At 27.9% G+C, this 10,533-nt stretch carries 14 protein-coding genes and 1 pseudogene; 11 read left to right on the forward strand and 4 right to left on the reverse strand.

Going from position 1 to position 10,533, the window contains the following annotated elements; genetic code table 11:
• The 4 genes from CQA75_RS08280 to CQA75_RS08295 form a co-directional block, all read left to right on the forward strand.
• Positions 1 to 805, forward strand: an 805-nt coding sequence (locus CQA75_RS08280) for a type IV secretion system protein (RefSeq protein WP_137624518.1), incomplete at its 5' end; no start/stop codon positions are given.
• 133 nt (positions 806 to 938) lie between these two features.
• A complete protein-coding gene (locus tag CQA75_RS08285) occupies positions 939 to 1,124 on the forward strand; it encodes a hypothetical protein (protein ID WP_137624519.1) in 186 nt (61 codons plus the stop codon).
• Positions 1,125 to 1,132: 8 nt separating this feature from the next.
• Positions 1,133 to 1,429 (forward strand): hypothetical protein, encoded by a 297-nt coding sequence (locus CQA75_RS08290; RefSeq protein ID WP_137624520.1) that lies wholly within the window; start codon positions 1,133 to 1,135, stop codon positions 1,427 to 1,429.
• Positions 1,430 to 1,614: 185 nt separating this feature from the next.
• Positions 1,615 to 2,499 carry a hypothetical protein gene (locus CQA75_RS08295; protein WP_137624521.1) on the forward strand — a complete coding sequence of 295 codons (885 nt, stop codon included), beginning with the start codon at positions 1,615 to 1,617 and terminating at the stop codon, positions 2,497 to 2,499.
• 1 nt (position 2,500) lies between these two features.
• Here the strand turns inward: CQA75_RS08295 and CQA75_RS08300 are convergent, their stop codons facing one another.
• Genes CQA75_RS08300 through CQA75_RS08315 form a run of 4 tightly spaced genes read right to left on the reverse strand, consistent with a single transcriptional unit; the run spans position 2,501 to position 4,428 of the window.
• The gene (locus tag CQA75_RS08300) at positions 2,501 to 2,788 is read right to left on the reverse strand and encodes a virulence factor (RefSeq protein WP_137624522.1); all 288 of its coding nucleotides are present in this window, start codon (positions 2,786 to 2,788) and stop codon (positions 2,501 to 2,503) included.
• Between the two features lie 57 nt (positions 2,789 to 2,845).
• Positions 2,846 to 3,169 carry a replication/maintenance protein RepL gene (locus tag CQA75_RS08305; RefSeq protein WP_137624523.1) on the reverse strand — a complete coding sequence of 108 codons (324 nt, stop codon included), beginning with the start codon at positions 3,167 to 3,169 and terminating at the stop codon, positions 2,846 to 2,848.
• Between the two features lie 14 nt (positions 3,170 to 3,183).
• Positions 3,184 to 3,759 carry a replication/maintenance protein RepL gene (locus tag CQA75_RS08310; protein ID WP_171000096.1) on the reverse strand — a complete coding sequence of 192 codons (576 nt, stop codon included), beginning with the start codon at positions 3,757 to 3,759 and terminating at the stop codon, positions 3,184 to 3,186.
• A gap of 57 nt (positions 3,760 to 3,816) precedes the next feature.
• Positions 3,817 to 4,428 (reverse strand): recombinase family protein, encoded by a 612-nt coding sequence (locus tag CQA75_RS08315; RefSeq protein WP_137624524.1) that lies wholly within the window; start codon positions 4,426 to 4,428, stop codon positions 3,817 to 3,819.
• 143 nt (positions 4,429 to 4,571) lie between these two features.
• On the opposite strand from CQA75_RS08315, the gene CQA75_RS08320 reads away from it, so the two are divergent.
• The 7 genes and pseudogenes from CQA75_RS08320 to CQA75_RS08350 all read left to right on the forward strand — a co-directional run.
• A complete protein-coding gene (locus CQA75_RS08320) occupies positions 4,572 to 4,835 on the forward strand; it encodes a TrbC/VirB2 family protein (RefSeq protein ID WP_137624525.1) in 264 nt (87 codons plus the stop codon).
• Positions 4,836 to 4,850: 15 nt separating this feature from the next.
• Positions 4,851 to 7,619, forward strand: coding sequence for a VirB4 family type IV secretion/conjugal transfer ATPase (locus tag CQA75_RS08325; protein WP_137624526.1), 2,769 nt, complete (start codon positions 4,851 to 4,853; stop codon positions 7,617 to 7,619).
• Positions 7,620 to 7,637: 18 nt separating this feature from the next.
• Positions 7,638 to 8,174: a Rha family transcriptional regulator gene (locus CQA75_RS08330; RefSeq protein ID WP_407920029.1), complete on the forward strand. Its 537-nt coding sequence runs from the start codon at positions 7,638 to 7,640 to the stop codon at positions 8,172 to 8,174.
• Positions 8,171 to 8,809: a hypothetical protein gene (locus tag CQA75_RS08335; RefSeq protein WP_137624528.1), complete on the forward strand. Its 639-nt coding sequence runs from the start codon at positions 8,171 to 8,173 to the stop codon at positions 8,807 to 8,809. The genes CQA75_RS08330 and CQA75_RS08335 overlap by 4 nt, the downstream gene beginning before the upstream one ends.
• A gap of 33 nt (positions 8,810 to 8,842) precedes the next feature.
• Complete coding sequence (locus CQA75_RS08340) at positions 8,843 to 9,268, forward strand: single-stranded DNA-binding protein (RefSeq protein ID WP_137624529.1); 426 nt, start codon at positions 8,843 to 8,845, stop codon at positions 9,266 to 9,268.
• Between the two features lie 59 nt (positions 9,269 to 9,327).
• Positions 9,328 to 10,323: a type IV secretion system protein gene (locus tag CQA75_RS08345; RefSeq protein WP_137624530.1), complete on the forward strand. Its 996-nt coding sequence runs from the start codon at positions 9,328 to 9,330 to the stop codon at positions 10,321 to 10,323.
• A pseudogene (locus CQA75_RS08350) lies at positions 10,323 to 10,533 on the forward strand (type IV secretion system protein); the annotation flags it as partial. The gene CQA75_RS08345 and the pseudogene CQA75_RS08350, both read left to right, overlap by 1 nt.

Raw genomic sequence — 10,533 nt, forward strand, 5'->3', positions numbered from 1 at the left:
AGGAAAACTTTGTGCCATTACTTTTGCTTTAAATTTAGGCGGTTGGTTAGATTTAACGATTTCAGCAATGGACGGATTGTATGAATGGGCTGGAGGTGGAATAAGTTTATATAAAAATTTAGATGAATTTGGCGTTTATATAGCTGAAATAAATTCCGTAATATGGCATAAATTGAGCGGCTTAGCTAATTCCTTTCTCGCTATAATTTGTATGGTTATAAATTATGTATCCTTTTTACTTTTAAGCGTTATAGCTTTTTCAATAATAGTAATAACACAATTTACACACACTCTATTAGTTATTTTTTCACCTATTGCATTTTGGCTTTTAATTTTTAAAGCTACTAAAAATGTTTTTGTGCAATGGCTTGGATTATTACTAAGTAATACGCTAGTAATTTTATTTGTAGGCTTATTTATTGGAACTTTAATGACTGAAGTAAATAATTGGTCTAATTTTATAGAATATAAATTGAAAAATGGTGTAGAAGCTCTTGGAAGTTCTATGATTTTATTAGTAAATTGTGTTATTTTTTCGATCTTAATTATTGTAATGAAATCCTTTGCTGAAAAAGTGGCAAATGTATCAATGGAAGGTGCAATGGGTATGGCAATGAGTAGTGTTTTAAATCCTGTTAGTAGATTAGCAGGTATGGCTGGAGGTAAAACTGCAGGAAAAGCTGTAAATGCAGCAAAAGTCGGTGGAAAATTATTAGGTAAAGGTGCGGGGGCTAGTATTAAAGGTGCTAAAGGCGGTTATAGTTTTGCGAAAAAAATGTATGAAAGGGCTAGAAATGCCGATTAAAACAAAAAAATATTTTAAATTATGTATATTCACTATTAAAAATTATTTTAAATTTTTATTTTTAACTTCTGCATTTTTATCAATTTTTATTTTAATTATATTCGTTTTTTATATTTTAATTAAAGGATAAACTATGAAAAATTACTTTAAAAGCAATATCCATTCCTTACGAGTTGATGCCGACTTAAAAGCTTTCTTAGATAGTTTAAGCAATGCTAATCAATTTGTAATACAGGTTTTAAAAGATACACAAGAATTTAAAGACTTTTTAAAAAAATTAGAGAATGCACGAGATGAAAATCAACCGACTTTATTTTAAGGATTTATATGGAATTAGACAAAGAAAGATTATTTAAATTAATAGAATATTTTACACAATATAATAACGATCTAATGAGACTTACCAAAGAGTATCAAAATTTAAAAATGTTACAGGAACAAGGAATAAAAATAACTATTAAAACTTTTGAACCTATTTTTGCAGATTGTTTTAAAAATTCACACGATTTTTCAATTTTTATTAGAGAACTTATCAAAGATTTTTCATTAGAAAAAAATCAAAATGAAAATAAAAAAAATGAAATTTTAGAGCAAAAAAATTTACCTGTTTCTTATTTAGAATAAGATTATTTTAATAATCTTATTTTTTGGAGTTGGTTTATTTTTGGTGTATATTTTTTGTCTTTAAGATGCGTTAGCAGATTGAAGCAAAAAACAGAACTAGCAGATGTATATCTGCTATTCTGTTATACACCAAAAATAAGAAAAAATAAATTTTTAGAATTTATAGCAAAATAGAGAGTAAAAAAATGACTAAATCAGATTGGGAAGAGTTAAAATTTAGAGTAAAAAAAGTTGGAGATAATCCACAATTTAAAAAAGCGATTGATAAAATTAGCGGTAGAAATTCAAAGCTTAAAGGTAACTTACATTTTGGAACTAAAAAAAATTATTCAAAAGCAAATTTGAAAAAAAGTTTTTCTGGTTGGTTAAAACATAATGAAAGAAAAAATGAAAAAGATCTAAACTATCTTTTGCCAGAAAATGAAAGAGAACCAAACGAATATACACAATTAAGCGATAATATTATACAAACTTTACAAGATAAAAATTTAGAGCCTACACAAGAAAATTATTTAAAAGATTATGAAAAAATTATTAAAGATGATTATTTAGAACACCACAAACGAAAAATGCCTAAAAATTCCCAACCTTTTATAGAAGCTATTTTGAATTTAGAACAACATCACACTATAAAAGACATAAAAGAAGCTTTGAAAAAAGCTGATTTTCCCTTTCAAGCGGTGCATATAGCAATACATCGTGATGAGGGACATAAAAATGAGCTTACAGGTGAAACGCTTAAAAATTATCACGCACACCTTATTTTAAGAAACTATGATTTTAAAACTCACAGGACTATTTTAAGGAGTTTTAGTAAGTTAGAATTTAAAGAAATGCAAAGAAAAGTTATTAAAAATTTAGGTATGCAAATTAATCAAGATAAAAAAGAGAGAAAGCATTTAAGCCGTTATCAACTTCAATACAGGAAAGAAAAACAAGCTGAAAAACTTTTAAAAGATTTAAGAGAGTATGAGAAAAAGCAAGAGTTAAATAACCATTTTAAAGATAGATTGAAAGATTTTGTTAAGCAAGATCGGAATGTAATACAAAAAGGAGGTTATGAGCGATGAATCACAACACAGCTTTAACAGCAGGCATTAAGTCGTTATTTTCTTCAATTTTAAGCATTCTAACATCTTTAACACAAGCAGAAAAGCAAGGCAAAGTTTTAGCTAATGTTTGTATTGTTGTAACACAAGTAACAGCATTTATTGTTTCGTTTCCAAAATAAACGCTTCCTTGTTGCCATTTAAAGCCGTTAGCTTCCATAAATTTACGGATATCACTATAAGCTTTTGAGTTAGATATATTATTATCGCTTAAACAATTTGTATCAATATCAAAAGTAACTGCATACATTGTTAATCTCCTTTTATAAAACTAATTCTTTAATTATACAATATAAAATTAAAATCCCTATGGCTTTTTTAATGGCTTTGTAAATTTTTCTTTAGCGATCATTCTTTGAGAGTGAGAACCTTTAAAAACGCAATCTACGTTAATTTGATAAACGCCATTTTTAACTTTTTTAATAAAGTTACAATCTTGTAAAATTTTTAATTCTTTGCTTACAGCTGGACGAGTTGTTTCCAAAGCTTCCGCTATTTCTGCACTTGTAGCAAAAATGCAATTTTCTTTATCTGCATTTAAAAATAAAAATTTTAAAACACTAACTTTAAAGCTTGAACCAGCAAAATAAACTTCTAAAACATTTATAAAATTCTCATAGAACATTTTCATAAAATTAAAATCCCTTAGTTCGCCTTTTTGCGTAAAGCTCTTTGATTTGTGTTTGTAGTTCGTCTTTCTTTTTCAATAAAAGAAAATTTAAAATCTTTTGTAAATTTGTCTTTTGCTTCTTTTCTTGCAGTAGTTTTTCCACTGAAAATAGCGTCTAAATTTAATTGATAAACTCCATTTTGAATTTTGGTTATTCCTTTGCTATTGATTAAATCTTTTAAAACAATTCTAACCATTTTTAGCGATGTATTACAATGTTTAGCTATTACTTCAGCAGTAGCAAAAATGCAATTTTCTTTATCTCTATTTAAAATTAAAAATGCTAAAACATTATATGTTTTTTCTGGTATAAATGGTTTCATAAATTGTTCTAAAAAAATCTCATTAAACATTTTTGAATATCCCCAATCTCTATTTATTAGCATTGAGCCAATATCTTTTAAAAAGTTACTTGCGTTAGTTTCTTTAACTTCGCCTGTTATTTTATTACTAATAGTTATTTCAAGTTGCATTAGATCATCAACATAACTTGATATAACTTTTAATATTTTTTCTTTCTTATTCTTTTTTAAGTCTTTTTTAGTTACCATTGTTTTCTAAAAAGGTTCGTTAAATTAAAATTATATTTTATAAAACTTAATATATAATTAATTTTTTGTTATTAGCTTTCTCGATTTACAAAAATTATAAAAACTAACATAATTACCTTTTTTACCTATAAATTTCCAAATAGACTTTAAAGATAACTCCTTATTTATCAATTCTTTAATAATTTCTATATTCTCATCATACATACTTGAATAACTTCCTACTGGACGCCCTAAAATTTTTCCACTTGCCCTAGCTTTTTCAAGTCCTGCTTTAGTTCTTTGGGAAATAAAATCTTTTTCTACTTCTGCCATATAAGTGTAAAAACTTAACAACAACTTTGAATGAGCATTATTAAAACTGCTAAGCTCAGGTTGTTTTAGAAAAATAAATTGAACTCCTTGTTCTGATAACTCTAAAATTAAATTCATAGTTTCAAACATACTTCTGCCTAGCCTTGAAATTTCATAAACAATTAATATATCACCTCGATTAACTTTGGATTTTAACTCATTAATTTTTCTTTTATGAGGACTTTTAGCAGAACTTTGCTGAACTTCTATAAATTCATCAATATTTAGTTTTTCTTTAAATGCATATTGCAAAATTTGATATCTTTGTGTTTCTATATCTTGTTTGTTAGTGCTAACTCTTATATACGCTAAAACCATATTTCTCCTACTACAAATTTCTTAATTTATTTAAAATGGTATAAACAGACTTAATTGTAACATAATATATCGATTAATTTATACCTTTTTTATATATAAATAATAAAAATTTAACGAACATTTTTTAATAATAAGGAGAAATAATGAAAAAAGTCTTATTGTCGTTAATTTTACTTATTCCTGTCTTAGCATTTGGGGCAGGTGGGATTGATAAGGTCAATACATTTATGGAAAATCTAAGTTCCGCATTATATGCACTTGGTGCTGTTTTACTTACAATTGCATTTATGTGGGGTGGTTCCAAAATTATGTTTCAAGGACAAACTCTTAGAGAAGTTGCACCTATTTTTATCGGTGGCGTTATTTTTGGATCAGCTTCAGCAATAGCTGGTTATATCATTACATAAAAATTAGGATAAAAAATGCAGAAAAATCCGCTTTTCAAAGGCTTAACACGTCCCCCTATGATTTTTGGTGTTCCAATGACGCCTTTTGTTATAGCAATGGGAAGTATCATTTTAATCGCATTTTATAGTCGAAACATTTTCTTAGTTGGCTTTTCTATTCCCGTATTTTTTATTATGAAGGCAATGACAAAAAGAGATGACTTTATTTTTCGATTAATGTTTTTGAAAATGAGATTTTTCTCTAACCCTGCCTCTAAGAATTATTATAAGGTTAAAACCTATAGCACAAACTCTTATAGACAAATGCCAAAAAATTCTAATTTTCCAAAAATATCTGTTTTCGGACTTAATGCAGAACCTAATTTTGAAAAGCTAATCCCTTTTTCATCACTCATAGATGATTCTGTAGTGATTACAAAAGATTATTTTCTGATGACAACTTGGGAAATTAATGGTATTAGCTTTGAAGCAGAGGAAGACGATGAATTAGATATTAAAAATGATCTTTTGAATATGTTATTTAAATCTTTTGCAAATGAACCTGTAAGTTTTTATTTTCACAATTGTAGATATTCTATTGAAGATAAATTAACTTCAAAATTTAACAATGCTTTTTTGGAAGAAATTGACAGAAGATATTATGAAAGTTTTAAACAAGGAACTCTTAGAAAAAATTCTTTGTATTTAACATTAATTTTCAATCCTTTAAAAGTTAAAATAGAAAAAACAACTTTTATAAAAAGTTCTTTTGAAAATAAAAGAAAAACAATTAGTATGTTTCTAGCTAAATTTAGCGAATTTACTGATAGATTGGAAGCAAATATTAAAGATTTTAATCCAAAAAGATTAAAAACATATTCCAAAGATGATAAAACATACTCTCAACAATTAGAATTTTATAATTATTTGCTTGGTGGTAAATTTAATCCTGTAAGAGTATTACCAAGTCCTATAGATCAATATTTAAATGGTAACTTACAAAATATACAATTTGGGCACGATACTATTCAACTTAATAGCAATAATGGCACAAAAAGATTTGCAAGATGTATTGAAATTAAAGATTATACAAGTGAAACTTTTGCAGGAATTTTAGATATTTTGATGTATTTAGACGTGGAATATATTATAACTCAAAGTTTTTCACCTATTCCTAGAGTGGATGCGAAATCAGCAATTTCTAAACAAAAGAAACAACTCATTGCAACTGAAGATGATGGATATTCACAAGTAGAGCAAATTGATGAGGCTTTAGATCAACTTACAAATGGAGAAATTTCTTTTGGAAAATATCATTTTTCAATTCTTGTATATGGAAACACCATAAAAGAGTGTAAAGATAATGCAAATCGCGTTATTACTAAAATGAATGAATTAGGCTTTGGTGTAACTTTAGCAACAATTGCTTTACCTGCGACATTTTTTTCACAATTACCATCAAACTTTGCAATACGCCCACGTATTAATCTTATCTCATCAATCAATTATTCATCGCTAATTGGTTTGCATAACTTTTCTATAGGAAAAAGAGATAAAAATTGCTGGGGCGATGCCGTTAGCGTTCTTAAAACACCAAACAAACAACCTTATTATTTCAATTTTCATCAGAACTCTGGTCCAAACAAAAATGATTTTGGAGAATTATTTTTAGCAAATACTTTGATTTTGGGTCAAAGTGGTGGTGGTAAAACCGTGTTTATGAACTTTATTGTAGATCAAATGCTTAAATATGCAAATAAAGACACTTTTCCTGATGATATTCCTGAAAAAAATAGAAAATTTACGGCAGTATATTTAGATAAGGACAAAGGTGCTTTAGGTAACATTCTTTGTGCTGGTGGTAGATATATTAGTATTGAAAATGGTAAGCCTACGGGTTTTAATCCTTTTATGGTTGAAAGCACACAAGAAAACATAAGACAACTTCAATCTCTAATAAAACTTTTAGTAACTAGAAATAATGAAATTCTTACAACTAGGGAAGAAGAAATGCTTAACAATGCCGTTAATTCTGTTATGAAAGGCTTTGAAAAAGAAGAAAGAAAATATCCTATTTCTTTATTACTTGAAAATTTAACTGAGAATGTCGATGATGATAATTCCCTTAAGTCAAGATTAGCACTTTTTAAAAAAGGCAAACAATTTGGCTGGGTTTTTGATAATGAATTTGACAATTTAGATTTTCCTGATGATATTAATTTGTTTGGAATTGATGGCACAGAATTTTTAGATGATAAAGATGTATCAGGAATACTTAGCTATTACATTCTTTGGCGTGTAATGTCTTTAGCAGACGGCAGAAGACTTTGTATTGATATTGATGAAGCTTGGAAGTGGCTAGAAAATGAAATTGTGCAAGAAGAAGTTAAAAACAAATTTAAAACCATTCGAAAGCAAAACGGATTTTTAAGACTTGCTACACAAAGTATAGAGGACTTTTTAAAACTCAAAAACGCAACAACACTTATAGAACAATCAGCAACAATGATATTTTTACCAAATCCAAAAGCCAAAGAAGAAGAGTATGTAAATGGAATAGGTTTAAGCTACGATGAATATATGATCATTAAAGGTTTTAAACCCTCTAAAAGACAATTTTTAATTAAAAGGCAAGATGAAAAAGTAATTTGCACTCTTGATCTTAGTTCTTTGGGTAATGAAAATTTAAAAATATTATCAACTGGAACAGCACATATAGACACTATAGAAAAGATTTTTTCACAAGAAAATAAAAATCTTGATGAAAAAGTAGCAGAGTTAAAAGAGTTTTATAAAAACTCATAGGAGAAAAAAGTGGGCGATATAAATGCAATTAATATCAATAATCAAAAGGTTAGTTTTGAAAATAAAAATAATCAAATCTTTTGCACTAGTATTGATGTAGCTAAAGTTTTTGGAAAAAAACATTTTCACGTTTTAAGAGATATTAAAAATATTTTGAAAGACTTAAGAGAAATAGGGGAATTGAAATACCAATCCAATTTTGGATTAGTTAAATATAAAGACTTAAAAGGAGAACTTAGAACAGCTTATCAAATATCTCGTGATGGTTTTTCACTTTTAGCAATGAGACTTAAAGGTAAGAGATCTTTACGATTTAAAATCGCTTTTATTAATGCCTTTAATGAAATGGAAAAACTTTTAAGGAATGAAATCAAAAGTCCTAATAAATATTTGACGGATTTAATGGAAATAATCTATCCCAAATTACCTAAAAACGATTATAAGGTTAGTGTGATTATCACAGATAATCCCTATTCTAAAGAAGCTAAAAATATTTTTTCTTTAAACTATCTTGTCGATAATCGCACACCAAAAGATCCAAAGAAGTTAAAATGAGCGATAAAGAACTCCAACAAGAAATATTAGCTTTAGAAAATGAAGTTAAACAACTTGAAACAACTATCAATGCAATTAAACAAAGAATTGTCAATCTTAAAGATATTGCTTGGGATAGACAATCTAAAAAAGAAAGTTCCCAAATGTATAAAGTGTTAAAAGAAAATAAAACACATACAATGGTTAAAAGCAATGTAGGAGATATTAAAGTAGATAAAGATTTTATGGATAAAGAAATTAAAAAGCATTTAGATAATCCAAAATTAAGAGGAATGGTTACTACACAAGAAATGCTTTCATTCCCTAAGGTAGCTAAGAATGTGGAGGCTAAATATAATCCGAAACAACAAGGCTATGATTGGAGTGTAAAAGCAAATGATGGAAATATTCTTAAATATGGCGAGAGAGACTTTGGAGAGGGACATAAACTATTAACCACTCATAGTTTAACAGAGAGGGGTGAGCGTGGTCAGCCTCACCGAGAGTTTAATGACCGCAATTTTCACAACTCTGTTAATGGAGATATTATACCACAAAAAGACAAATCTACAAATGATTTTAAAACAAAATTGGAAGAATTTAACACCAAAAAAACAAATGTGGTTAAACCTATAAATAAGGAGTTCAAAAGATGAAAAAATATTACATCAACAAAAAGGAGTTAAACAATGAATAATGTAAATTTAATCGGATACTTAGGAAAAGATTTTGAAGTAGGCACTACAAATAGCGGAAAGCTTTATGCGAAAAATTCTCTTGCTATTACTAAGCGATGGAAAAATGAAAGAGGTAATGAAGAAAGTAGCACAACTTGGATACCTATTGTTTTATTTGGTAAAAGTGCAGAAAGTGCTTCAACTCATATTAAAAAAGGGGCACAGTTTGCGTGTAGTGGAGAATTATCCTCTAATCAATATCAAGATGAAGATGGAAATGCTAAAACAATATTAAGCGTAATTGTATCCAAATTTTATTGGCTTGGTAAGAAAGATAAAGATGACAACAAAACACAAACACCGCAAGTTCCGCCGAAAGAACCAGATATTGATTATGAAAACACAAATATAGAATCCGAAGAAGCACAAGTATTTTAAGGCTAAGGACAAAAATAGATCTTTGCAAAAAACAAAAAAATTATTTCAAAGGTAACAAAATGAAAAAAAATATTTTTAATACAAATGTAGCCACAAGGAAATCTCACCCCCATAAAAATGGGGCAAAGCTAATAAGCCTTGACTATAATTATACAAAGGAGTATAATTATAATAATGAGATTTATGCAACTCAATTTCATCACCTCCTTTCGGAGTGTAAATTAAGCCACAAGGGTGCGAACCTTGTGGCAAACACCCCAAAAAATTATATCCAAAAATTTAAAAAATCTATCTTTATTTTTGTCTCTCTAGTAGTCTTACCTAGCTTAGTATTTAGTGCTGGTATTCCTGTGGTAGATATAACTGCTAATGAACAAATGTCTATTCAAAACGCCAAAGAAATAGCAGAATGGGCTAAACAAGCTTCAAGATGGACTGAAACCGTATCACATTATCAAAAACAAATACAAGCTTACAAAGATGAACTTTTATCAAAAACAGGTGTAAGAGATTCTGTATCTTTTTTAAAAGATATCCAACAAATTTATTCAGACTTTGCAGAAGCTGGAGAAAATATTCAATCTTTTTATAACGATGTTTTAAGAGATCCGAAAAGCTTTTTAAGCGATAAAGGTAATGAAATCTTTGGAAAATATACAAGCTTTGACAGGTGTGATTTTGATTATATGAGCCAAAATGAAAAAAACATTTGTAGAATTAATCTTATCACTTATGCAGCACAAGTAGAAACTTATAATCAAGCCTCAAAACAAATGGATACCATAAGCCAAACACTTAAAAAATTGCAAGATAAATTAATCAATTCAAAAGATATAAAAGAAAGCACAGACGTGGGTAATGCAATTCAATTAGAAGTGGCAAAAATTCAAATGGTTAAAGGACAAGTAGAATTAGCAAATGCAAGTTATGAAAATCAAAGAAATATAAAAATAGATCAGGATATGCAAAAGTATTCTAAATCATCAAAAGAACTTCGAAATGAAAAAATCACTGAAGAAGAAGTATCAACATATTTTAAAAGAGATAAAAAATAATGAATTTTTTTCAAATTTTAAGCGAAAGCATACAGCAAATTGTTGATGCTATTAGACAAGTGGGCACAAATGATAAGATTGCTGAACTTAGCGTATTATTTTCTATCATAATAACTTTAGTCATTATGTATAAAGGTTATGAAGTATTAATGGGTAGAAGTCAAAGTCCTATTAGAGAGCTTACTTGGGATATAGTAGGAAAACTTTGTG

Origin of the sequence: Campylobacter taeniopygiae, from assembly GCF_005406225.1 — a bacterium.
In the GTDB taxonomy this organism is placed as follows: Bacteria; Campylobacterota; Campylobacteria; order Campylobacterales; family Campylobacteraceae; genus Campylobacter_D; species Campylobacter_D taeniopygiae.

What these genes read in the sequence shown, in the direction of transcription:
- CQA75_RS08305 (WP_137624523.1), bottom strand. Translation starts at nt 3,169, where the DNA reads ATGAAAATGTTCTATGAGAATTTTATAAATGTTTTAGAAGTTTATTTT.
- CQA75_RS08320 (WP_137624525.1), top strand. Translation starts at nt 4,572, where the DNA reads ATGAAAAAAGTCTTATTGTCGTTAATTTTACTTATTCCTGTCTTAGCA.
- CQA75_RS08295 (WP_137624521.1), top strand. Translation starts at nt 1,615, where the DNA reads ATGACTAAATCAGATTGGGAAGAGTTAAAATTTAGAGTAAAAAAAGTT.
- CQA75_RS08300 (WP_137624522.1), bottom strand. Translation starts at nt 2,788, where the DNA reads ATGTATGCAGTTACTTTTGATATTGATACAAATTGTTTAAGCGATAAT.
- CQA75_RS08310 (WP_171000096.1), bottom strand. Translation starts at nt 3,759, where the DNA reads ATGGTAACTAAAAAAGACTTAAAAAAGAATAAGAAAGAAAAAATATTA.
- CQA75_RS08325 (WP_137624526.1), top strand. Translation starts at nt 4,851, where the DNA reads ATGCAGAAAAATCCGCTTTTCAAAGGCTTAACACGTCCCCCTATGATT.
- CQA75_RS08315 (WP_137624524.1), bottom strand. Translation starts at nt 4,428, where the DNA reads ATGGTTTTAGCGTATATAAGAGTTAGCACTAACAAACAAGATATAGAA.
- CQA75_RS08345 (WP_137624530.1), top strand. Translation starts at nt 9,328, where the DNA reads ATGAAAAAAAATATTTTTAATACAAATGTAGCCACAAGGAAATCTCAC.
- CQA75_RS08335 (WP_137624528.1), top strand. Translation starts at nt 8,171, where the DNA reads ATGAGCGATAAAGAACTCCAACAAGAAATATTAGCTTTAGAAAATGAA.
- CQA75_RS08285 (WP_137624519.1), top strand. Translation starts at nt 939, where the DNA reads ATGAAAAATTACTTTAAAAGCAATATCCATTCCTTACGAGTTGATGCC.
- CQA75_RS08340 (WP_137624529.1), top strand. Translation starts at nt 8,843, where the DNA reads ATGAATAATGTAAATTTAATCGGATACTTAGGAAAAGATTTTGAAGTA.
- CQA75_RS08290 (WP_137624520.1), top strand. Translation starts at nt 1,133, where the DNA reads ATGGAATTAGACAAAGAAAGATTATTTAAATTAATAGAATATTTTACA.